This is a genomic window from Aquimarina spinulae, assembly GCF_943373825.1.
Taxonomy (GTDB): Bacteria; Bacteroidota; Bacteroidia; order Flavobacteriales; family Flavobacteriaceae; genus Aquimarina; species Aquimarina spinulae.
On the sequence record NZ_CALSBP010000001.1, the window covers coordinates 1,235,719 to 1,260,375 of the forward strand.

Sequence of the window (24,657 nt, forward strand, 5' to 3'; positions counted from 1 at the left end):
TGATCTTAAGGAAAAGGTAAGATTATACTTACAATTTATTTGTAAAATGCTACTTTTTTATTTAATAATAGGAGGTAAGAGGTGTTTATTTTGCAAAAATTTGAGAAGTATCTTTAAATGACTTAAACTCTAATGCGTTACCACAAGGATCATAAAAGAACATAGTTGCTTGTTCTCCAACTTCTCCCTCAAACCTGATATAGGGTTCTATAACGAATTGAATATTTTTATTCGATAGTTTTTTTGCAAGATCTTGCCATATACTCCATTCTAGAATAATCCCGAAATGAGGAACAGGAACATCTTTACCATCTACCAAATTGTTATGATTATCTTCTATATCTGTTTTTGATTTGTAATGAATTACCAATTGATGACCAAAAAAATTAAAATCAACCCAGTGCTCACTACTTCGACCTTCTTCAAGTTCTAGAATATCCTTATAAAAATTTCTGGCATTTTCTAAATCATGGACAGGGATTGCCAGATGAAAAGGAGATAAAGTATTCATTTTCTAATAAAATTATTAGGGTTATTTTTTTATTCTATTCCAAATGTCCAAATACATTTTCCATTGATCATTAACTTTTTTCCAGATAACGACATATTTTCCTTGATATGTTACCTCTGTACCATCGTCATTTTTGTTTTTTCCTTTATAGATTCCATAATCATGAGCAGTATCTCCGAGAATTATAATTTCTTCAGGAATAATTTCATGCTCGATAGGAGTATAGCCACTAGATCCTTCCCATCTTTTTTTAATAGCTTCATATCCTTTAATGATAGGTGCATTGGTTGGAAATATTTTTGCATTATCCGTATAAATCTTCGCGATAGCTTCATAATCTTGCCTTAGATAAGCATTAGAAAAAGCTTTTGCCTCTGCTCTTATTAGTTCTTCATCAAAGAGTTGTTCTGTATTTTCTTCTCTAACACATTCAATTTTCCAGGTCGGAAAAGAAATAGACTTATTTGTATCTACCCATTCACCAAGCCATTTAAATCCATTGTCATTAATATCATAAAAACTAAGTTTAGAAAAACCATCCATACCATTAGGAGCTTTTTGTTTACGATATAAAATGATTTTTCCGTCTTTCTGATTTCCTTTCCAGGAAGAAAGCGCAGGGTTGGCTCTTACAGATGAATAATAATGTACATACCATTGACTACTATCTACATTAAATTGTCTTATACTACCAGAGTGTCGACCATCTGCTTTTAAGGTTTGATCCTGAATAGCCATTCCGTTCATGATATACTTAAATTCCCAGGTCATTTTATTTGGTTCCCCCCAGGTTCGATCCTGATTTCTGGTTTGTGATATACAATTGCATTTCCCTATAAGAGGTGCAAAATCCAGAATTTCTTTTGGTGCTTTAGGATTTGGTTGTCCAAAAGGATGTGCTTCTGAAGGTTCGTATTCTGACTGACTCCAAGCTACAATACTTACCAATAAAAATAAAGAAGACAGTATTCGAATCATGGGATTGAGAATTGATTAGTAAGACAATTTAGGTATTTTAGAAAAGGGAAAAACTTAATAAAGGAGGAATTAAGATATAATTAACAACGAAAAAAAGATTAGTTTCTTCGATCTCTCCGTTTTTTATCTCTTGATCCACGAGAACTTCTTTTATCAGAATTCCTTTTTTTATCGTTTTTAGAGGTAAGTCGTCTTGAATTATTCGTGTTTTTTTTGGGTTTAGTATCATCTAGTATAGAAGCCTCTTCTGTTTTACTAGAATCGTCAACATCAGCATTAAGAACTCCTAATTCTTTTTCTGTTAAATACCTCCATTCTCCTACAGGAACATCAAGAGGTACATTCATGATTCTAATTCGTTTTAATTTTATCACTTCATACCCAAGGTATTCGCACATTCTACGAATTTGACGATTAAGCCCCTGAGTCAACACGATTTTAAAATCATATTTACTAATTTGTTCTACTTCGCATTTACGGGTTATAGTATCGAGAATTGGGATTCCATTACTCATTCGCTTTATAAATAACGGACTAATCAATTTATTTACTGTTACTACATATTCTTTTTCATGATTATTTCTCGCTCTAAGAATTTTATTAACGATATCCCCATCACTAGTTAAAAAAATAAGTCCTTCACTAGGTTTGTCTAATCGACCAATAGGAAAAATACGTTTAGGATAATTAATATAATTTACAATGTTATCTTTTTCATTTTGTGCTGTTGTGCAAACTATGCCAACAGGTTTATTAAAAGCAAGATATACGTGTTTTTCTTTAGGTTTGTTTATTAATTCACCATCTACCCGAACAATATCATCGGGAGTAACTTTGGTCCCCATTTCTGGCACTTTACCATTAATGGTAACGCGCCCCTGGTCGATTAATTTATCTGCCTCACGACGTGAGCAATAGCCAACTTCGCTTAGATATTTATTAAGTCTTGTGAAAGTTTTTTCAAGCATAAAATATAAATAGTGTACAAAGATAACATTTAAAGATAACGGTTATAACAAAATGATAAATGGTATTAGTTTAATTTTAATTCTTTAATATCAATGTTTCCATCTGGTGAGATTAAGAAATATTTCGGATTTGTAATTTCTTTTTCAATTGGTTTTTGCTCTTTTAGTATAGGTGTGTACTGTAGTTTTATTTCCATACCTATTTGCACAACAGGTTCAACTATTGACGTATTTATAACCATATCATAATCTTTATAAGTGATAGGATCATAATAATATGTGGTTTGTTTTTTTGCAGTTACAACCCCTTGTTTTTTATTAAGTGTTTCTAAAGAGGTGCTATGAAAAGCCTGGTAGTTTTTATAAAATTCTTTTGGAAAATGACAATATTTGGTGTCAGCAATTGTTGGACGATATGATGTTAAGTCAAAACCTAAATCTGTATAGAATTGTTGTTTCTCTTTTAGGGTTTTCAATATTTCTGTACGTAGTTGTTTGTATACGGTTTGTATATCGTTTATGAAATAATCTACTTTAACAAGATTATAAATTTCATTATTTGCGCAGGTAGCAAGTATTTTTTCAAATTGATTTACATTAGTGAATTTTACATGGATATTTTGTTGTAATTCAAAACCTTTAGGAACTTCATTGTATTTTTTGCTAAACAATTTTTTTTCTACTACAGTTTCGTATACAGGAACAAATGATATGACATCTATAATAATATCTCCCTCTAAAATACCTTTAGTGCGCAACCCATCTTTTACTTTTGCTACCCTCTCTTTCATTAATGTATAGGTTTCTTGAGATGTTCTTCCAATTTGAACGATATTAAAAATTGCGGTATACGAATCGGCAACAATATTGTTTAACACTTTAGCATCGATTGTTATTACTGGATTTGGTATTAAATCCTTTTGTCTGAATTGTTGTATTTGATTTCCATAAATATCAGCATTTGCCAATTCTGCAGGAGCGATTATATTTTGTCTGGAAATAATTGTTGCGTTTCCTTTAATTTGAGCAAAGGCGAAAGAATTAGAGAATACTAAGAAGATATAAATTAAATTTTTCATGATATAGATTTATCGTAAATCTATGTTGAAGATGGGTTTTAGGAAAACAGTAATGAGTAAACGGTGCTTTTAAATGAGGGAAGTGCTTTTTTTCTAAAAAAAGAGGCTATTAGAATTTGTTTAAGTCCCTATACTTTCAAAAAATCAATAATCATATTATCAACTTCATCAAAAAACAGAGAGTGACCATAATCTTCTGTAGTAATAAATAGGGCATTGTTCCAATTTTTGCTAATACCTTCGGCTTCGCTATAAGGAGCGATATCATCATTTTTATCATGAATTAAAAGCCCATTAAGTGCTAGGTTTTTAGCAAAACTTGTCATCGAGAATTCTTCAAAATAGAAACCATGTTTTTCTTTGAAATATTGATTTAATGCCTTCATGAATTTTGGAGAAAGCTTTAATATTTCCTGATATCCTTTCATGATCCTGGACAATTCTGAAGGAGGTGCCAGTACTATTAATTTCTCTATTTCTTTATTTGGGTAGGTATATTGATGAAATATAGTTGTCATACCACCTACAGAATGCCCAATCATATGATTAGGTCGATAGAGTTCAACTATTTTTTGAAGGCACTTGGTGTATAAAGGAACGTTTAATATTTTTCCTGTAGAATTACCATGTGCCGGTGCATCAAAAGCAATTACATTAAATCCTTTTTTGTGTAATTTTTGTATAAGTACCTTCCATCGATGCGTATTGCTCTCCCATCCATGAACTAATAAAATCGTTTCTCCCATACTAGACCATCTATAAGTCTGAATGTAGATAGTATCAATAAGAACCATTTCATCTTCTGCCTCTTCTAGAAAATCTTCTTGTTCGGGTAATATTTTACCTTTTCTTGGGGTACAGAATAAGATGTATGCTTTATTGATTGCCTTTTTTGGATAAAAAAAGAAAAGAAACTGGATGTATTTTCCAATGATAAGAGGCAAGTATTTTTTATATTTTTCTTTCATTCATCTTCACGATGTACTGCTTCCATAGTAAATGCAGGGAGGCAAATGGCAAGATACTCACATTCTTCATCAAATGGGTTAGTATATTGAATTCTCGTGTGTTTTTTAATTTTAATAGATTGTCCCGATTCTAATATTATTTTTTCTCCATCAATGATAAACTGTTTTTTACCTCTAATAATATAGGTGTATTCATCAAACTCTGGAGTTTGAAAAGGTTCGCTCCAGTGAGGTGGCACAATCATATGTGCGATACTAATTTGAGAATTTTGATCAGTTGCCATACCAAAATGCTCTTCTATTAGTTTTCCATCGGTAGTCGGAACAATAAAAGGGGACTTTTGGATCTGATATTGTTTACTCATTTTTTTGTTTTTTAATTAGCTGTATCCCAGCTTATCCAGAAATGTTTGATTTTTGCAGAATCAGGTATATCTGTTGCTGTTATTTCTATATCGGTAGTAGATTGAAATTTTTTTGATAATTCTTTTTTATCGATAGTGAAATATGCCTGAATGCTATCTACAAATATTACAGCTGTACTTAGTGTATTATTAATTTTTGAGATATTGTAATGGTCTTTGATATCTTTAAAAACACCATTAGAAGATAAACCTGAAGCAGTTTTATATCTGGGATCTACAATTTGAATATTTTCTATAGTAGACATTGGATCTGATTCTTTATGAGCTTCTAAAACTAATAGCTTTGTTCCTCCTTTTTCATAAATTACTATTTCATTTACATCATTAAGGAACTGATCTCCAGCGGTTCTTTTTGCAATAGAATCATTGGCATAGATAGAATCTAATTCTTTGATTTCTATTTCGCTGGTTAATAGCCCTATTCTATTATTGGTAATCTCAAAAGGGTTTTGTTTTTTTTCTTTCTGACAGCTATACATTAATAGTGAAATAAGAAGAATTTTTAACATTCTCTTTGCCATAACTAGATGATTTAGTGATTTGTTAAATTATAAACGTAAATTATTTCAATAACTTATTAAGTACTCCTAAAGCTCCTCGAATAAAAGTGGCACTAGTTAGTACTTTGATTACTGCTTTTTCTGTAGCACTGGTTCTTCTGCTTCTCGATCGAGAACTAGATGAGCTTCTATTTAGCTTTTCTCTTTCCTTTTTGGCGGCTGCTTTTGCTTCTTCTGCTTCTGCTTTCTCAATTTTTTCATTTAAAAGCTCATAAGCACTTTCTCTATCTATTTCGTCATTATACTTAGGGATAAGCTTGGATTTTTTAAGTAAAGTTTTTAATTCACTATCATTTAGTATATCCATTCGACTCATAGGAGCCCTTAGCATAGTTGCTGCCAATGGTGTAGGACGTCCTTTTTCATCAAGGGCAGATACCAAAGCTTCACCAATTCCCAAGGAAGTAAGTATTTCTTTGGTGTCATAGTATTCAGAAATTGGATAATTCTCTGCAGTAAGTTTAATCGCTTTTCTGTCTTTGGCAGTGAATGCTCTAAGGGCATGCTGAACTTTGAGTCCTAATTGACTTAAAACTCCATCAGGAACATCGGTTGGGTTTTGAGTTACAAAATAAAGACCGACACCTTTGGATCGTATTAGTTTTACGATACTTTCGATCTGGCCCATAAGTGCATTAGAAGCTTCTTTAAAAATGAGATGGGCCTCATCAAGAAAGATCACTAATTCTGGTCTCCCGCTGTCTCCTTGTTCTGGGAAAGTACCATATATTTCGGCAAGAAGGCTAAGCATAAATGTAGAAAACAACTTTGGCTTATCTTGTATATCTGTTAATCTAATGATATTGATGATACCTCTACCGTTTTCATCAATTCTACATAAATCCTGAACCTCGAAAGATTTTTCGCCAAAAAAGAGATCCGCTCCTTGTTGTTCTAATTCGACTATTTTACGTAAAATAGAACCCGTAGATGCTGTAGAAATACGTCCGTAATCCTTTTCTAGCTCCTTTTTACCTTCTTGAGTGGAAAATTGTAAGACTTTCTTTAGATCTTTTAAATCTAATAGCGGCAATTTATTATCATCGCAATATTTAAATATGATAGAGATAATCCCAGCTTGTGTAGTAGTAACATCAAGAATTCTGGATAGTAAAACTGGTCCAAACTCACTTACTGTAGCTCTAAGCCGAACACCATCCTGATCAGAAAGAGATAAAATCTCTACCGGAAAATCTTTGGCTTCGAATGGGATGCCTATTTTTTCGTGACGTTCATCAATTTTAGGATGACCAGGACTGGCAGCTGCAATCCCACTGAGGTCTCCTTTTATATCCATTAAAAGTACAGGTATTCCTTGATCGCTTAAGTTTTCTGCTAGTACTTGTAGAGTCTTGGTTTTACCTGTACCCGTAGCGCCAGCAATTAACCCGTGGCGATTTAATGTTTTTAAAGGGATTTTTACATGAGCATCGGTTACTGTTTCGCCATTGTACATGGCTGCTCCCATAGTTAGGAAATCACCTTTAGTTTTATAACCTTCGTTAATATGTTCAAGAAATGCCTGGTTATCACTCATAATTCAATATAATTTTGCATAAAAATAGGAATCTTAACTTTTCTATAGAAATTATAAGTTACTTTTAATATAAAGTAAATCACAATACTAATTTTTTATTATTCGGGATCCATGAAAAAAATAACACTAATAGTTTGTCTCTTCACTTTTTTAATGAGCTGTAAAACAGATACTATAAAGCCTGTAGATGAGGTGGTTTTTCATAAAACTCACGAACCTAAAAAATCAACCGCTCCTTTTTCTGATGCCGTACAGGTAGGGAATCTATATTTTCTGTCTGGTCAGGTAGGAATGGATCATAGTGTGAGAAAATTGGTGCCAGGTGGAATACAACCTGAAACAAAACAAACCCTGGAAAATATCAAAGCAGTTTTACAACACCATGGTATGAATATGGGAGATGTGGTAAAGTGTACCGTAATTTTAGCTGATATAGAAGATTTTTCTGCTTTTAACGAAGTGTATAAAACTTATTTCCCTCAAAAACCGGCACGAACTACCTTTGCCGCAAAAGGATTAGCGGTTGGTGCTAAGATCGAAATAGAATGTATCGCTGTTAAGTCTGAGTAGAGGTAATAGTCTAATATGCTATTACTATGAGATGGTAGATTAAGTCATTTTTGTTTGTATTTCATAATTTTGATTAGAAGAATTTTTTAAGATGTAATTATTCTGAAATCGTAATTTAATATTATTTACATTTGCAGCCTTATGCAGAAGAGTATACAGAAATTGGTGAATGATGGTAAGATGCTTCCTTTGATGGAAGAATTTTATACCATTCAGGGAGAAGGTTATCACAAAGGAACAGCGGCATATTTTGTTAGAATCGGCGGCTGTGATGTTGGGTGCCATTGGTGTGATGTAAAAGAAAGTTGGAATGCAGATTTGCATCCTCCAACAGATACAAATGTTATTGTAGAAAATGCACTAAAGTATAGTGATGTAATTGTAGTTACGGGAGGAGAACCTCTTACCTGGGATATGACACTGTTAACCCAGGGACTTAAGGGTAGGGGAGCTAAAACTCATATTGAAACATCTGGTGCTTATCCTCTAACAGGTGAATGGGACTGGATTTGTCTTTCTCCCAAAAAAGTAAAACTTCCAAAAGAAGAAGTTTATAAAAAAGCTAATGAGTTAAAATGTATTGTTTATAACAAAAGTGATTTTGAATTTGCCGAGAAGCAAGCAGACAAGGTTTCCGATAATTGTGTATTGTATCTCCAACCCGAATGGAGTGTTCGCGAAAAAATTATTCCTCTGATTGTCGATTATGTTATGAAAAATCCAAAATGGAAAGTTTCTCTTCAAACTCATAAATACTTAAATATTCCTTAAAAAGATCTATTGTATTGATTATTAAGTCTTTTTGAATAAAAATACAAGTATTTAATCATTAATACATTATGGTTTTTCCATAATTTAGGGGATAATTCCCCATATTTCATTTTTTATTTTGAAGGAAAAAGACTACGATATTTATGGTTTTTCAATATTTTGTATACTTTTTACCCAGCTCTTTAAGTATTTATATCGAAATTATCATTTTTGTTTTACTACTTATTTTAGTAGTGTTTAAATTTATGTGAACAATTTAAAATCAGTTTCTTATGAAAAATTTATACGCTACATTTGGATTAACTTTTAGAGCTTTTATCAGTTTTGTGAAAGAATTACCGGGAGCATCTCTATATGCTATGCGTAGATAAATATCGCATAAAGTATTATATAAACTTTTTGATTTTGAACGCAAATTTACCTTTCGTCGAATGTAAATGTCGTTTTAATTATTCTTTTAGACCAGTTAACGATTTTTTGTACTTACAAATGTAAATATGAGATAAATTTGTAACTGTAATTAAAAACCAAACAGTTATGAAATATTTTACCTCTATTTTCGGATTAAGTTTTAACGTAGTAATTAATTTTTTAAAAGATCTTCCAGGAGCATCTCAATATGCAATCAATAAATAATAATGATGAATGCACTAGTTTATTATCAACGATTATTTTATTTTTTAGACCCTTAGTAAGAGATTGTTTTGAGAAACAGTCTCTTACTAATTTTCATAAGTAAGAAAAAGATGATATGGTGTATAAGAAAAGGACTATATCTGGTTTAGGATAAATACTCCTTTTTAGAAGATCGCTTTTTTTGATTTAAGTTAAACAAAAACACTTCATATTCTCCGTATAATTAACAATTCCTTATAAATTCTTCGTTACATTTAGTGATCAATTAACTTTTAAGTTTTTATACGAATAAACGTTATAATCATTTTGATCAATAGACTTCATTATTTTCTTTAATTTTTCATAACATAACATTCAATCGAAGAAAACAATATTCAAAAAAAATATAAAAAATGGGTATACTACATTTAGTATAATCTCTTTTTTACATTTCTAACAAAGAATGGATAATAGTATTTCTAGAATACTATATAGATATAATTATGCTTTTTGGTTGTTTTGTATGTTTTAAGAAAACTTGATTGAAAGGATATGAAAGAAAAAAGGGGGAGAAAACCCCTAAAATACCACTTTATTTCGTAGGAAAAAACTTCAAAAATTAACACGGATAGTTTAGTTTTTGATGTTATGGCGTTTTAAAATGTTTTATGTCTAAAATTTTGTTTTGTCGATGTTAATTTTTATTGGTCAAAAGGGATAGACATTATCTTTGTATAACAATTTTAAATCAAAAGATTATGAAGCTATTTTACGGTATTTTTTTTGTTGATATAAAGGCTTTAAAAACCTTTTTAAGACAACTACCATCGGCTTGCAGTAATGCAATCCATAGATAAGATTTTTTGAAATTGTTGAGGGACAATTTTGAAAACAAAATGAAACTAAAAAGAATAAGCTTTTGAAAAATTTATGTTAAGGAATTGAGGGAAATCACCCCATTATCCTTGTATAAAATAACAAAGCATTAGGGGTAGACTTATTAGAATTAAGATTTTCGTGCTTATTATCGATAAAATCTTGATTTATGTCTAAAATATATATAAATTTATTGACATCGAGTTATATCGGTATTATATTTGAATAATAATTACATTAATTTTTAAACGTAACATATGGGGCTATTTTACACAAAATTTAGATTAACTTTTAGAATTGTAATGGATTTTCTAAAAGAGTTACCTGGGGCATCTGGTCATGCTATTCACAGATAACACAAGAACTTATTATCTCTGTTAGAGATAAGAACAAATACAAAGGTTGAGGAAAAAAATAGCTTGAAAATTTATTTTCAAGCTATTTTTTTATGAATTAAATTGTAAATTCTTTGTTTGCTATAAATAAAAAGGTACTTCTACACGAGTAGTATCCCATCCCATTACCATGTGATATCCTTTGTCTACTTTTTTGAAAGCTATAGAAAACACTTCTAATTCATCACCATTTCCAACCGGAACATTAATTCTAGCCACATCTTTACTTTTATCATAAGAGTAGGCTCCCCAGCTATCTAGATCAGAATTTATAATAATAGTCCATTCTTTTTCACCAGGAATAGTGAATAATGAATATGTTCCTGCTTTAATAGTTTTATCTCCCATTTTTACATCCTGAGAGAATCTAATTTCGGTGGCCTCATCAGCGCCAGTTCTCCATACTTTATCATAAGCCGCTAAACTACCAAAAATTTTACGCCCTTTCTTTTGTGGACGACTATAAACAACTTTAATCTCTGGTTTGGCATTTCTATCTTTCTTAGCATAAGAAATATCGGTTGGACTTTTCTGTAATCCTGCAAATTTTTGAGCGTTTACACTTGATAATGTACCCAAAAACATAATAACAACTAATACGAGTGATTTTTTCATAATTTGATTTTAATTTTTATGACAGACGTAAAGATATTGTTGAACTTACAATTGAAATGTTAATCGAGTCTATAAGTTGTGTTAAATGTTTGAGATGACAATTTGATAGTATATATAAGAATACACCCTTTTTATAGTTTCTTTTTGTTATAGTTTGTTGTGTTTTTTGTTTTAATATGTAAGCTGTATTGGGTTTATTGTTTTTATTTTGTAACTATAAATCAACCTTTGACCTTTCAAAATAATAGAAAAAGAAGAATATGTGTGGAATTGTTTGTGCTTTTGATATAAAGCAAGACTCAGAGATGTTACGACCTCAATTACTTGAGATGTCAAGAAAAATTAGACATAGAGGCCCGGATTGGAGTGGGATATACTCCAGCAAAAATGCAATACTAGCCCATGAAAGATTGGCTATAGTAGATCCGGTTTCTGGTAAACAACCATTGTTTAGTGCAGATAATAAATTGGTGCTAGCCGCTAATGGAGAAATTTATAATCACAGGGAGCTTCGTAAACAATTTGAAGGAACTTATGATTTTCAAACAGAATCTGATTGTGAGATAATTTTGGCACTATATAAGCAAAAAGGTGTAGATTTCTTAGATGATCTTAATGGTATTTTTGCTTTTGCACTATATGATGTAGAAAAGAATACATATTTTATTGCTAGAGATCATATGGGGATTATTCCTCTTTATATGGGGTGGGATCAAAACGGTACTTTCTATGTGGCATCTGAGTTAAAAGCTCTTGAAGGAGTTTGTACCAAAATAGAATTGTTTCCTCCAGGACATTATTTATCAAGTGAAGAAGAGGAGCCAAAGAAGTGGTATGTTAGAGATTGGTCTGAGTATAGAGCAGTGCAGGAAAATCAAACGAGTATTGATGAACTAAGAGATGCTTTAGAGGCCGCTGTTCATAGACAATTAATGTCTGATGTTCCTTACGGTGTTTTGCTATCTGGTGGATTAGATTCTTCAGTAACCTCTGCTATAGCAAAAAAATATTCAGAAAAACGAATAGAATCTGGTGACACCAAAGATGCATGGTGGCCAAAATTGCACTCGTTTTCTGTTGGATTAGAAGGTTCACCAGATTTGGAAGCTGCACAAAAAGTAGCCGATCATATAGGGACCATACATCACGAAATAAAATTTACTATTAGAGAAGGTCTTGATGCGATAAAAGATGTGATCTATAATTTAGAGACCTATGATATTACTACCATAAGAGCTTCGACTCCAATGTATTTGATGGCTAGAGTTATTAAATCTATGGGGGTAAAGATGGTACTGTCGGGAGAAGGAGCCGATGAGATTTTTGGAGGGTATTTATATTTTCATAAAGCACCAAATGCAAAAGAATTTCATGAGGAAACTGTGCGTAAACTCAACAAATTACATATGTATGATTGTTTACGAGCAAATAAATCGCTTGCCGCATGGGGAATTGAAGGGCGAGTTCCGTTTTTGGACAAAGAGTTTATGGATGTTGCAATGAGAATTAACCCAAAAGATAAAATGATCAACGGGGAGAGAATGGAAAAATGGGTTATTCGAAAGGCTTTTGAATCTTATTTGCCAGAAAGCGTTGTCTGGAGACAAAAAGAACAATTCTCTGATGGAGTAGGGTACAGTTGGATCGATACATTAAAAGAAATTGTTGAGGTCGAAGTTACAGATGAGCAAATGGCGAATGCACATTTTAGGTTCCCAATACAAACACCTCAAAACAAAGAAGAATTTTATTATAGAACTATTTTTGAAGGACATTTTCCTAGTGATACTGCAGCATTAAGTGTTCCTCAAGAACCATCGGTAGCATGTAGTACAAAAATTGCTTTAGAATGGGATGAAGCTTTTAAAAATATGAATGACCCAAGTGGAAGAGCTATTGCCAATGTACACGAAGAAGCTTATGATGATGTTACTATATGATAAAAATTACAGTTTATTCTAGCTGAAAGTTGAGTTAATTGAGATTAGAACCCTAAGAATATTTTCTTAGGGTTTTGTAATATATCTTATGTCGAAAATTAAAACAAAAGAAAGCTACAAAATTAATTGTAGCCTTCTTTACTTTTAGGTAATATGAGCTAATTTAGTTGCTACATCTTTCTCCCCGAAGCCATCTATTATTACTTTGTAACGTGTATAAATAACCAGAGTAGGTTACTCTATCTCCTATAGCATACGATTGTCCCGAAGACCATGGACTTACACCTGCACATGGGTCGCTAGAGTGGGATGGATATGCTTTGTTGGTCCCTTCAATATCTAATGGGGAAATAGTTTTTTGAGCTCCATTATACGTTTGCCCATTAAGTAAGGTAATTGTTGGTTGACCATTTTTAGAAAAACCATAAGGATGATACATCATTATAGAGTTAATATCGAATTTTCTAGTTAATAATTGTGCACTTGAACTTTTTCTGAAATTACCTTCCATACCCGACCGGATATTATTCCACTTTATAATAACATAGTCATCTCTGTCAGATCTTGTTTGTTCATGAACAAACCCAAGAGTATGCCCCAATTCATGTGCAATAAGACTGGCGCTAGCTCTATTTCCTAATTGTACAGTTCCTCTGGTTCCTTGTACACCAAAGGATGCTCTGCCACATCCTGAACAAACATTGGTAGATTCATAAATTGTTACATAGTAAGACTCATTGGTTCTTTTTTTGAATTTAATATTAGTTTTACTGGTCCATCGTCTAAAAGCCTCGGTAAGATTACTACGTAAATTACTATTTAAGTTTCCAAGAACATAAACTATGGTATTGTTTGGCCATTTATTAGTAGAACCCCATAAAGCTAGTTTTTGATCAGCTTCAGCAGCACTCGGGGCAGCTTTTGGATCAAAAGGAGCAGGAGGAGTGTCTGATAATATTTCTTCAGAAAGAATGATATCTGAGTTGTAGAGAAATTCTCCATTGCCTATATCTTCGACAGTTACCAAATCTCCCTGAAAATATTTTTCAATAGTTTTTCCAGTTGTTAATAATGAGTTTGTATTTATGCTCTCATCAATGTTTTCTTTTTGACAAGAAGCAAAAAGTAATACCACACCTAGTACCAGAGTCTTAAGTGCATTAATTTTTTTAGTTTTCATAATTGTTATATTAAGTTTGTGTAAAAATGTTATTATCAAATATAGATGCAACATTCTAAAGATTAATTTCTTTTACATAAACATGTCGTTTTAGTAAACAAAATGTTATTTATTGGGTATAAACCGATAAGATTTGTGCAAAAACTACTTATTTTTGGCGTGTATGCATACTCGGGACATGATTTTTAATACTTATAATTTACTGTTATAAATACTACAGATTTTGCAAATTGAAATCATCCTTTCTAGAATATAAATAAATCTTAAATTCATTTTAAGGGCATTTTTATCGTTTTTAAGAGCGTTTTTTATTTTTCTAGTACTATTTATAACTAATTGTTGATAACTCGTTAAATCCTTCTTGATAAAACTCTTTGATCCTTTTACTCTTTTTTTATCTTTGTTTGTTGTCAAAAAATAAAATAATTAATTAAGGGATTTTATGAGCGAAGAAGCTAATAAGAAAAATTACTCCGCCGATAGTATTCAGGCACTCGAAGGGATGGAGCACGTACGTATGCGTCCATCGATGTATATTGGTGATGTTGGATCTCGAGGGTTACATCATTTGGTGTATGAGGTAGTAGATAATTCAATTGATGAAGCACTGGCAGGGCATTGTGATGCTATACAAGTAACTATCAATGAAGATAATTCTGTTACTACTCGTGATAATGGTAGAGGGATTCCTGTAGGTATACATAAAAAGGAAGGTGTTTCTGCTTTAGAGGTTGTAATGACCAAAATAGGTGCAGGAGGAAAATTCGATAAAGATTCTTATAAGGTTTCTGGTGGTCTTCACGGGGTAGGAGTATCTTGTGTGAATGCATTATCAGCTCACTTGCATGCTTTTGTTCATAAAGAAGGTAAAGTATGGGAGCAGGAATATGAAAAGGGTAAACCATTATATCCTGTTAAATCTACAGGAGATACAGATTTTAATGGTACTATAGTTACTTTTAGACCAGACCCCACAATTTTTCAGCAGACTCTGGAATATAATTATGATACTTTGGCAAGTCGTATGCGTGAATTGGCATATCTTAATAAAGGAATAAAAATTACATTAACAGATAAACGTCATCAGGATGATGAAGGTAATGATGTTACTGAAACTTTCCATTCTGAAGAAGGATTAAAAGAATTTGTTCGATTTCTTGATGCAAGTCGTAGTGCTATTATAGCAGATGTGATTTCTATGGAAGGCGAAAAAAACAATATTCCTGTAGAAGTGGCGATGATCTATAATGACTCTTATGCAGAGAATTTACATTCTTATGTGAACAATATTAATACCCATGAAGGAGGAACACATCTTTCAGGTTTTAGAAGAGGTTTAACTGCTACACTTAAAAAGTATGCAGACGCTTCAGGGATGTTAGATAAATTGAAATTCGAAATTGCTGGAGATGATTTCCGAGAAGGATTAACAGCTATTATTTCAGTAAAAGTTCAGGAGCCACAATTTGAAGGACAGACCAAAACTAAATTAGGAAATAGAGAAGTTACTTCTGCGGTATCACAAGCTGTTTCTGAAATGCTGGAGAATTATCTTGAGGAGAATCCAAATGATGCTAAAACTATTGTTCAGAAAGTAATCCTTGCTGCTCAGGCACGTCACGCTGCTAAAAAAGCACGTGAAATGGTACAACGTAAATCAGTAATGAGTATTGGTGGTTTGCCAGGTAAACTTTCTGATTGCTCAGAACAAGACCCTGCATTATGTGAAGTATTTCTAGTCGAGGGAGATTCTGCAGGTGGAACAGCAAAACAAGGGCGTGATCGTATGTTTCAGGCAATTCTTCCGTTACGCGGTAAGATATTGAATGTAGAAAAAGCAATGCATCATAAAGTTTTTGAAAATGAAGAAATCAAAAATATCTTTACTGCTCTTGGTGTTACTATCGGAACCGAAGAAGATAGTAAAGCGCTAAACCTGTCAAAATTACGCTATCATAAAATTGTAATTATGTGTGATGCCGATGTCGATGGTAGTCATATTTCGACATTAATCCTGACATTCTTTTTCCGTTATATGAAGGAACTCATTGAAGCTGGACATATCTATATAGCAGCTCCACCATTATATTTGGTGAAAAAAGGAGCCAAAAAACAATATGCATGGAACGATGATCAGCGAGATATGATTGTAAAAGAGTTTGGAGAAAATTCGAAAATACAACGATATAAAGGTCTTGGAGAGATGAATGCAGAACAGCTTTGGGATACTACTATGAACCCAGAATTTAGAACCATGCGTCAGGTTACAATTGACAACCTTACAGAAGCAGATCGCATATTCTCTATGTTAATGGGAGATGAAGTGCCACCTCGTAGAGAATTTATAGAAAAGAATGCTGTGTATGCAAATATTGATGCATAAACAATAGCTTAGAAGTATATTTAAGATCCGCTATATAATAGGTATAGCGGATTTTTTTTATATTGCAATGCCTATTAAACCCAAATCTTATGAAAAAATGTACTTTGCTGTTGGCATTACTTCTAGGTCATGTTACGTTTTCGCAAACAGATATCGATCAAATTCTTGAAATAGGAATTGAAAATGCCCAGAGATTTAGTGAAGATTATTTTGCATCTGCAGGAGAGTCCTTAGTAAATGCTATGTCAAATGGTTGGTATAATACAGCAGAAACAAAGAAATTGTGGCACTTCGAAGCTGGGATTGTAGGTAACCTTTCCTTTGTAAGAGAAGAAAAACAATCCTTTGTTCTAAATGTGCAGAATTATACAGATTTAACATTTAGAAATGGGCAAACCAGTCAGACTGTTGCAAATGCATTAGGTGTAAACCGAGAAGAAATAGCAGTAGTGATAAATCGAGGCCAAGCTACAGAATTAGAAGTTATTTTACCAAATGGGATAGGTGATTCTGAAATTGGTTCTTTACCAAGCGGATTTATTCAAGGATCAATGGGATTAATAAAAAGTACAGAAATAAAACTTAGATTTTTGCCAAGGATCAAAGCGGTACAAGATGCAGAAATACAACTGTATGGTGTTGCTTTTCAGCATGAGTTTACCGATTGGGTTTTTCCGTTAAAGAGATGGCCCGTTAGACTATCTGCTTTATTAGGATATACCAATGTAAAAGGTTTTTATGATATTAATGCCAGTAGTGGGATAGAAGGTGCAGATCAGGAAGTGCGCTTAAATACTAATTCATGGTTGATCACAGGTATTGTATCTACCAAATTACCGGTTTTAAACTTTTATGGGGGGCTAGGATATTATTTTGGCTCGAGTGATGCAGATTTATTGGGAACCTATCAAATCCAGAATGGACCGCTAACATCACAAACGGTAATAGATCCAATAAGTGTGAAAAACAGAACAAAAGGAGTTAAAGCATCAATTGGCGCAAAAGTACAGTTTGGTATTTTTAGAGCGAATCTGGATTATACATTGCAAAACTATAATAACCTTTCTTTAGGACTTAATTTTGGCTGGTAATTAACACTCTATTTGTTAATTAATTCATCAAAGAATTCGTATTTTCGCGAAATAAATAAGTTTAATTACATTCAAAAAAATATACCATGAAAGTTACAGTAGTAGGAGCTGGTGCAGTAGGTGCTAGTTGCGCTGAATATATAGCAATAAAGAATTTTGCTTCAGAAGTAGTAGTGTTAGATATTAAAGAAGGATATGCAGAAGGAAAAGCAATGGATCTCATGCAAACCGCTTCTTTAAACGGGTTTGATACCAAAATCACTGGTACTACAGGAGATTATTCTAAAACTGCAGGAAGTGATATTGCTGTAATTACTTCAGGAATTCCTCGTAAACCAGGAATGACAAGAGAAGAATTAATTGGTATTAATGCAGGGATTGTTAAAACAGTATCTTCAAGTTTGATAGAACACTCTCCTAATGCTATTATTATTGTGGTTAGTAATCCTATGGATACAATGACCTATTTGGTACATAAAACAACCAATCTTCCTAAAAATAGAATTATCGGTATGGGTGGTGCTTTAGATAGTGCTCGTTTTAAGTATAGATTAGCAGAAGCATTAGGTGCTCCTATTTCTGATGTTGACGGAATGGTAATTGGTGGTCATAGCGATAAAGGTATGGTGCCATTAACAAGATTGGCTACGAGAAATAGTGTGCCTGTTTCAGAATTTATTTCAGAAGAAAGAATAGAGCAAGTAGCTGCAGATACTAAAGTTGGTGGAGCTACATTAACCAAATTATTAGGTACATCGGCATGGTATGCTCCGGGAGCAGCAGTATCTGGTTTAGTACAAGCAATCGCTTGTGATCAAAAGAAAATTTTCCCTTGTTCTACTTTGTTAGAAGGAGAATATGGATTAAATGATCTTTGTATCGGTGCGCCAGTTGTATTAGGTAGAAACGGAATCGAAAAGATTGTTGAAATAGAACTTAACGATGCAGAAAAAGCTAAACTTGCAGAAAGTGCTGAAGGTGTTAAGAAAACAAATGGATTATTAGAGTTATAATATATCCTTATAAATAAGTTTAATAAGAGCTGCTTTATGCAGCTCTTATTGTTTTTACGATAGTGTAGAAATATGATTTTCTCTAATTAATGAAGTCTTTACAGTACAACAAGCCTCGGTTTTGATGTTTTTTGAATAGTGATAAATACCAAAATTGAAACTTATACGTTTTGATGTTCAAAGATTGCAATAGATATTTATTTGAAGACTTTAGAAATGCAGTTTTAATTTTTTTATATTTGCCGCATGAAGAAAAAATGGTACTTCGGGATTTTAATTTCTGCTTTAGCAACGCTTGTTGTTATTCAGCAGCAAACCGTAGTACCTAATCAGGAAATTGTATTAGAGTTTGTTAATAATGAGATTACTTCTGTTGAAGCTCAAAATGCGATAACACTTGTAAAAAAACAACTACAATCTATAGGGGTTCAACATACAAGGATATCAAAGGGGCTAAAAAATGGCAAGCTCAAAATTGCTTACTATAGTGATGCAGATGTAGAGTACATAAAGAGAATACTTTCTGAAGCACATGATGTAGCCCTGGATCATGTTTTTTACGACCAAAATGAAGATGATAACCAGTTTCCTTTAAATAAAAATTCTAAAGACTATAATCTCGATGTTTATGAAATCCAAAAAAGTACAGATTTTGATGCTGACTTTAATGGAAAGTATGTTTTAGAAGTAAAACATGAACGCGATGGCTATTCTGGTTCTAACTCGTATAGTTTTGTTAAAGAAATAGATACCGATTATATTGATAGGCTTGTAAAGATAGCCCAAAAAGTAAATACAAATATTGCAATTGCAATAGATAATACTTCACATAACATTCCAGAAGTAAGAGCTGGACCAATCTCTTGATTGGAATTTACAGCTTTTAAGAAATTCCTAAAAACTACCATATTTTAAAATAGAGCTTTTGTCAATAGTTTGATAAAGCTTAATCACACAGTATTAAATAATTAAAAATAATTGTCAAGCCTTGAGTATAGTATATAATTACTCGTTTTAACAGGTTTGACCAAAATAAATAAATAATGCAAAATAAAGGACTTGTTAGGGTATTTGCTATTTTATTTGGCTTGGTATGTATTTACCAATTGTCATATACATACATGGCCTACACAAAAGAGGCAGAAGCTGAAATTTATGCACAGCAAAAGTATCCCGAAAGCGTAAAAGACTATTCAAAATTAAGGGAGACCGCAGAGCGTAATTATTTAGATTCTATTGGTAAAGAAGAAATTTTTGCCGGTATTACATATAATGATGCAAAGGATAAAGAACTTAATAAAGGGCTTGACCTTAAAGGAGGGATTAATGTTATTCTGCAAATTTCTGTAAAAGATATTTTAAGTGGGCTAGCTAATAAATCTAAAGACCCATCGTTTAATCAAGCTTTGCTTGCTACCGATGAGGTACAGAAAAATAGTCAGAATAATTATATTGATGATTTCTTTACCGAATTTGAAAAAATTCCGGATGCAAAGTTAGCATCACCAGATATTTTTGCAAACAAAAATCTAAGTGATGATATCACTTATGATATGACCAATGAGCAGGTTAAACCTATCCTGAAACGTAAGATTGACGAGTCTGTAATATCTGCATTCGAAGTATTACGTAAGCGTATTGATAAGTTTGGAGTTACACAACCTAATATCCAGCGTTTAGGAGAATCTGGTCGTATTTTGGTAGAACTTCCTGGAGCAAAAGATATAGAGAGAGTAAAAAGCTTGGTAACAAGTACAGCTCAATTAGAATTTTGGGACGTATATAAGATGGAAGAAGTTTTTAATCATCTTATTGCTGCTAATAATTTGATTAAAGAAGAGCTTGAAGGTGTAGATGAAATAAAAGAAAAAGTTGCAGAAACTAGTGAAACGTTAGTAGATTCTACTCAGGTAGATACGGCAAAAGTTGATTCTACAACAACTGATGCTGACGCAGCTATCGAAAACTTATTAGAAGATGCAGAAGATTCTACAGATATTGAAGCGCAGGTAAATCCATTGTTTGATCTAATTGTAGGACAAGGAAGACAAGGGGGGCCAGTAGTGGCTACTGTAGAGAAGAAGAATGCAGATCAATTTATGGCATATCTTAATGATCCTAAAGTAAAAGCTTTATTGCCGGTAGAGCAACGTTTTATGAAATTTGCCTGGGGAAAACCAGAAAAAGATTCTGAGTTTTTAGATTTATATGCTATAAAAGGAAATAGAGATAATGAGCCAGAACTAAGTGGTGGTGTTATTACAGATGCAAGACAAGAATATAGCCAATTAGGTAAAGTAACAGTTACCATGCAAATGGATGGTAAAGGAGCTAAAAAATGGGAAGAAATGACTGGTCGTGCTTTTAATCAAAGCAGTCAGATAGCAGTTGTATTAGATGATATAGTATATTCTGCTCCAGGTGTTACAACAGGAGCAATTAGTGGAGGAAGAAGTGAAATCACTGGAGATTTTTCTATAGAAGAAGGTCAGGATTTGGCAAATGTATTAAGAGCAGGTAAATTACCAGCCTCTGCCGATATTATACAAAGTGAAGTAGTAGGACCATCATTAGGTCAAGAAGCTATTGATAGTGGTGTCATGTCTTTTGCAATAGCATTAGTATTGATTCTGATCTGGATGGTGTTTTACTATGGTAAAGCTGGACTTTTTGCAGATGTGGCCTTGGTGGTTAATATCTTATTTATTTTTGGAGTATTAGCAGGATTAAAAGCGGTATTAACGCTTCCTGGTATTGCAGGTATTGTATTAACGATTGGTATGTCGGTTGATGCAAACGTATTAATATTTGAACGAATTAAAGAAGAGCTGGCAAAAGGTAAATCTCAGGTAGATGCTATAAAAGATGGATTTAATAATGCATTATCATCAATACTTGATGCAAATATAACTACAGGTCTTACAGGTCTTATTTTATTAGTTATTGGTACTGGACCAATTAAAGGATTTGCGACTACCTTATTAATAGGTATTTTAACCTCATTGTTTACAGCGATTTTTGTTACCAGATTATTTATAGATGGTTATGGTAAAAATGGTAAAGAGCTGGCTTTTTCTACAGGAGCAACCAAAAACTTATTTAAGAACGTTAATGTTAATTTCTTAAAGAAGCGTAAAATTGCGTATGTCATTTCTGGTATTATTATCGTAGCTGGTATTGGTTCTTTATTTACTAATGGACTGGATCAAGGTGTAGATTTTGTAGGAGGAAGAACGTATACTGTTCGTTTTGCAAAAGATGTTGTTCCTGCTGTAGTAGAGAAAGATCTTGTTGCTGCTTTTGAAAGTGCACAAGCAAAAACTTACGGAACAAATAATCAACTAAAAATTACGACAAAGTATAAAGTTGATGAAACAGGAGAAGAAGTAGATGCAGAAATTTCAAACAAATTATTTACAGCTTTAAAACCGTATTTAACAGATGGATTAACCTATGATCAATTTGCTAATGGCGGGGACGATAAGCAAGTAGGTATTATGCATTCTATGAAAGTAGGACCAACAATTGCCGATGATATTAAGCAAGCAGCATTTTGGTCTGTACTTGCGTCTCTTATAGTTGTATTCCTATATATCTTACTGCGATTTAGAAGATGGCAGTTTAGTTTAGGTGCAGTTGCGGCGGTATTCCATGATGTATTGATAGTACTGGGGATATTCTCTCTAACCTATAAATTTATGCCATTTAATATGGAAATTGATCAGGCGTTTATTGCGGCTATACTTACGGTAATCGGATACTCGTTAAATGATACCGTGGTTGTATTTGATAGAATTAGGGAATTCTTCAACGAGCATACTGGAAGACCGTTGGATAGAAACGTTAATGGAGCTTTAAATAGTACGTTAAGTCGTACTTTAAATACATCTTTAACTACATTATTGGTACTGATCGCGATCTTTATATTCGCAGTGCCTTTAAGAGGGTTTATGTTCTCGTTAATTATTGGTGTGATTATAGGTACTTATTCGTCACTATTTATTGCAACTCCGGTAATGTATGATACAGTGCGTAAAGTTGGTTTAAAGACTAAAGAAAAAGAAACCGAAGAGAAGAAGTAATCTCTTTTGAAGTTATAATTATAAAAATCCTTTCTAAGCAATTAGAAAGGATTTTTGTTTATGTATATTTTCAAACCTCACAGGTTTTCTAAACCTGTGAGGTTTGATTGTTTTTTTACATCTTGGTGAAAGAAATAGAATCACCAGCTTTAAGATTCCAGGTATCAGTAAGTTTAGCATTAACTTCTAACACATATTGTGCTGGCCCTTCAGATGGTAATGAAGATTCATTAAGAGGCTGTGCGTTTTTTTGGATACTTACCACCTTGTTTTTTGCATCTATAAATATGATATCCAAAGGGAACTTTGTGTTTTTCATATAAAACGAATGCGGAGCTTCTTCAGAAAATATAAATAACATACCCCGATCCTTCTGCATAGATTTGCGATACATCAAACCTGTTTCTCTTTCGTAATCAGAGTCGGCAATTTCGATATCTAATTTGGTTATTGGATTAGGGATTGAATCCTTTAGGTCAAACAAAGAAAGTTCACCTTCCTTGGTAAATGTGATCTCCTTAGTCAGATTCTTGTCATTTTTAGATTCTGTTTTACAAGAAAACATACTTAGTGTTGCACACGCAAAAATTGAAATATAAATGCTTTTTTTCATCAGTTTTTTTATAAGAACTAAAAGTAGATAAAAAAGCCGCACTTCAAAAATCTGAAGTACGACTTTTATCAACTAACTAACCAGCTAATTTTATATGCCTTATTTAATCGTTTTTCCAATCAATTTTACGTGATATCATCATTATAGTTCCCAGAATTAGGAATAGCCCTATGCTTCCTACTAATAATGCATAGTTTTCTAATTGGATGATTACAAATATGAATGCGTATAAAGCTGCTAAAGAAGCGGCTATAAATCCCATAAATTTGTAGCTTTTGAGTATTGCTTTCGAATACATAGAAATTAGTAAAACTACTGCGCTACCTGCTATAGCATATGCTTGTAAAAAACTCGAATGTTCTGATATAGAAATCAATAATGTATAAAACATGGTTAATGCTAATCCAACCATCAAATATTGAAAAGGATGAATATGGATTTTACTTATTGCCTGGATTAAGAAGAACACCAGAAAGGTAAGTGCGATCACGAGATATCCATATTTGGCAGCACGTTCACTTTTTTGATACTCATCTACTGGGATCAGTAATTTTACACCAAAAGCAGAAGCATTAATATGTGGCAGTTCTCCAAAAAATTCTTGCTCAAACTCTCTGTTAATTTGTAATACTTTCCAATTGGCTTTAAAACCTTGATCTGAGATTTCTTTGGTCTTAGTATTGGGTAGATAATTACCATTAAAACTCGGGGAGGCCCAATTTGATGTCATGGATACATTGGTTTCACGGCCTACAGGAATAAATCGTAACTGTTCACTTCCGTTAATCAGGAGATCCAGGCTAAAATCGATAGTACTCTCTTTTGGTAAAGAGTTTTCTTTTAAAAATTTAGTTTCGAGAGTATTTGTATATGAGTTTTGCGCATATCGAGATCGTAAAGGATATTGGTCTGTTCCTAGTTTTAATTCCAGATTACTTCGTATCCCTTTTAAGTTTGTTGAGTTCACCTGTACAGTAGCTTTATTCCATAAAATATCTGCTGCTGCGATATCCTGCGTTTCGAAATTTGGAGTAGTAAAAGAACCTGTTATTTTCATATCGGCAGTATATACTACAGATTCATAGATGCTTCTTCCCAGAGTTTCAGACTCTATATTGGATTTTATATCTAATGTGTTGGGAAAGAAAAAAGCATGTTTTATCGTAATAATATCTTCTTCGTTATACGATTTTGTTTTGTCATCCCAGGTTTTTTTTAAGGTATGTACCTGATAAGGGATTTTAAGAATCGGACCGTATAGCAGGACTTCATTTCCCCATTTTTGATTAATCTCCTTAACTACTTCTTCTTGTCTATAGGAACGTTCTCGTATTAAATCTTTAATGTAAGACAAAGGGATTAATAATACTAAAATTAGTATTCCGACCATTAGCATTCGAACGGTAATAGAGGTCTTTAACCATTGACCAAAGGACTTTTTTTGTTTTTGGGTTTCCATAGATATAATATTTATAGTGATTGTATTT

The 24,657-nt window shown here is 32.7% G+C and carries 20 protein-coding genes; 8 read left to right on the plus strand and 12 right to left on the minus strand.

Annotated elements, in window-relative coordinates; genetic code table 11:
* Positions 1 to 85: 85 nt before the first annotated feature.
* The 8 genes from NNH57_RS05385 to NNH57_RS05420 form a co-directional block, all read right to left on the minus strand.
* Complete coding sequence (locus NNH57_RS05385) at positions 86 to 511, minus strand: VOC family protein (protein WP_074408321.1); 426 nt, start codon at positions 509 to 511, stop codon at positions 86 to 88.
* A 21-nt stretch (positions 512 to 532) separates the two neighbouring features.
* Positions 533 to 1,489 (minus strand): YybH family protein, encoded by a 957-nt coding sequence (locus NNH57_RS05390; RefSeq protein WP_074408320.1) that lies wholly within the window; start codon positions 1,487 to 1,489, stop codon positions 533 to 535.
* 98 nt (positions 1,490 to 1,587) lie between these two features.
* On the minus strand, positions 1,588 to 2,457 hold the full coding sequence (gene rluF, locus NNH57_RS05395) for a 23S rRNA pseudouridine(2604) synthase RluF (RefSeq protein WP_108808402.1): 870 nt from the start codon (positions 2,455 to 2,457) through the stop codon (positions 1,588 to 1,590).
* Between the two features lie 65 nt (positions 2,458 to 2,522).
* Positions 2,523 to 3,536, minus strand: a complete 1,014-nt coding sequence (locus NNH57_RS05400) for an SIMPL domain-containing protein (RefSeq protein WP_074408318.1) — start codon at positions 3,534 to 3,536, stop codon at positions 2,523 to 2,525.
* A 128-nt stretch (positions 3,537 to 3,664) separates the two neighbouring features.
* Positions 3,665 to 4,504 (minus strand): alpha/beta hydrolase, encoded by an 840-nt coding sequence (locus NNH57_RS05405; protein WP_108808403.1) that lies wholly within the window; start codon positions 4,502 to 4,504, stop codon positions 3,665 to 3,667.
* A complete protein-coding gene (locus tag NNH57_RS05410; RefSeq protein WP_074408316.1) occupies positions 4,501 to 4,869 on the minus strand; it encodes a cupin domain-containing protein in 369 nt (122 codons plus the stop codon). Before NNH57_RS05410 ends, NNH57_RS05405 begins: the two co-directional genes overlap by 4 nt.
* Positions 4,870 to 4,880: 11 nt before the next feature.
* A complete protein-coding gene (locus NNH57_RS05415) occupies positions 4,881 to 5,450 on the minus strand; it encodes a hypothetical protein (RefSeq protein WP_108808404.1) in 570 nt (189 codons plus the stop codon).
* Between the two features lie 40 nt (positions 5,451 to 5,490).
* Positions 5,491 to 7,026 carry a helicase HerA-like domain-containing protein gene (locus NNH57_RS05420; protein ID WP_108808405.1) on the minus strand — a complete coding sequence of 512 codons (1,536 nt, stop codon included), beginning with the start codon at positions 7,024 to 7,026 and terminating at the stop codon, positions 5,491 to 5,493.
* A 153-nt stretch (positions 7,027 to 7,179) separates the two neighbouring features.
* Between NNH57_RS05420 and NNH57_RS05425 the strand changes: the two genes are divergently transcribed.
* Both NNH57_RS05425 and NNH57_RS05430 read left to right on the plus strand, forming a co-directional pair.
* Positions 7,180 to 7,596 carry a RidA family protein gene (locus tag NNH57_RS05425; protein WP_234423397.1) on the plus strand — a complete coding sequence of 139 codons (417 nt, stop codon included), beginning with the start codon at positions 7,180 to 7,182 and terminating at the stop codon, positions 7,594 to 7,596.
* Positions 7,597 to 7,737: 141 nt separating this feature from the next.
* Positions 7,738 to 8,367: a 7-carboxy-7-deazaguanine synthase QueE gene (locus NNH57_RS05430; protein WP_074408312.1), complete on the plus strand. Its 630-nt coding sequence runs from the start codon at positions 7,738 to 7,740 to the stop codon at positions 8,365 to 8,367.
* Between the two features lie 1,967 nt (positions 8,368 to 10,334).
* Here NNH57_RS05430 and NNH57_RS05435 read toward each other — a convergent pair.
* Entirely contained in the window at positions 10,335 to 10,868 is a 534-nt protein-coding gene (locus NNH57_RS05435) for a DUF2911 domain-containing protein (protein ID WP_108808406.1), read from the minus strand.
* A gap of 260 nt (positions 10,869 to 11,128) precedes the next feature.
* Here NNH57_RS05435 and asnB point away from each other — a divergent pair, with 260 nt between their 5' ends.
* Complete coding sequence (gene asnB, locus NNH57_RS05440; protein ID WP_074408310.1) at positions 11,129 to 12,808, plus strand: asparagine synthase B; 1,680 nt, start codon at positions 11,129 to 11,131, stop codon at positions 12,806 to 12,808.
* 163 nt (positions 12,809 to 12,971) lie between these two features.
* Here the strand turns inward: asnB and NNH57_RS05445 are convergent, their stop codons facing one another.
* Entirely contained in the window at positions 12,972 to 13,988 is a 1,017-nt protein-coding gene (locus NNH57_RS05445; RefSeq protein WP_159099265.1) for a M12 family metallopeptidase, read from the minus strand.
* 442 nt (positions 13,989 to 14,430) lie between these two features.
* Between NNH57_RS05445 and gyrB the strand changes: the two genes are divergently transcribed.
* The 5 genes from gyrB (at position 14,431) to secDF (ending at position 22,557) form a co-directional block, all read left to right on the plus strand.
* The gene (gene gyrB, locus NNH57_RS05450) at positions 14,431 to 16,371 is read left to right on the plus strand and encodes a DNA topoisomerase (ATP-hydrolyzing) subunit B (RefSeq protein ID WP_074408308.1); all 1,941 of its coding nucleotides are present in this window, start codon (positions 14,431 to 14,433) and stop codon (positions 16,369 to 16,371) included.
* A gap of 89 nt (positions 16,372 to 16,460) precedes the next feature.
* A complete protein-coding gene (locus tag NNH57_RS05455) occupies positions 16,461 to 17,462 on the plus strand; it encodes a DUF6588 family protein (protein WP_074408307.1) in 1,002 nt (333 codons plus the stop codon).
* Between the two features lie 86 nt (positions 17,463 to 17,548).
* A complete protein-coding gene (gene mdh, locus NNH57_RS05460; protein ID WP_074408306.1) occupies positions 17,549 to 18,475 on the plus strand; it encodes a malate dehydrogenase in 927 nt (308 codons plus the stop codon).
* Between the two features lie 246 nt (positions 18,476 to 18,721).
* Positions 18,722 to 19,342 (plus strand): hypothetical protein, encoded by a 621-nt coding sequence (locus NNH57_RS05465; protein WP_074408305.1) that lies wholly within the window; start codon positions 18,722 to 18,724, stop codon positions 19,340 to 19,342.
* A 176-nt stretch (positions 19,343 to 19,518) separates the two neighbouring features.
* Complete coding sequence (gene secDF / locus NNH57_RS05470) at positions 19,519 to 22,557, plus strand: protein translocase subunit SecDF (protein ID WP_108808408.1); 3,039 nt, start codon at positions 19,519 to 19,521, stop codon at positions 22,555 to 22,557.
* 115 nt (positions 22,558 to 22,672) lie between these two features.
* On the opposite strand, the gene NNH57_RS05475 is transcribed toward secDF, so the two are convergent.
* Positions 22,673 to 23,170 carry a DUF192 domain-containing protein gene (locus NNH57_RS05475; RefSeq protein WP_074408303.1) on the minus strand — a complete coding sequence of 166 codons (498 nt, stop codon included), beginning with the start codon at positions 23,168 to 23,170 and terminating at the stop codon, positions 22,673 to 22,675.
* A 103-nt stretch (positions 23,171 to 23,273) separates the two neighbouring features.
* A complete protein-coding gene (gene creD / locus NNH57_RS05480; RefSeq protein ID WP_108808409.1) occupies positions 23,274 to 24,629 on the minus strand; it encodes a cell envelope integrity protein CreD in 1,356 nt (451 codons plus the stop codon).
* Positions 24,630 to 24,657: the final 28 nt, after the last annotated feature.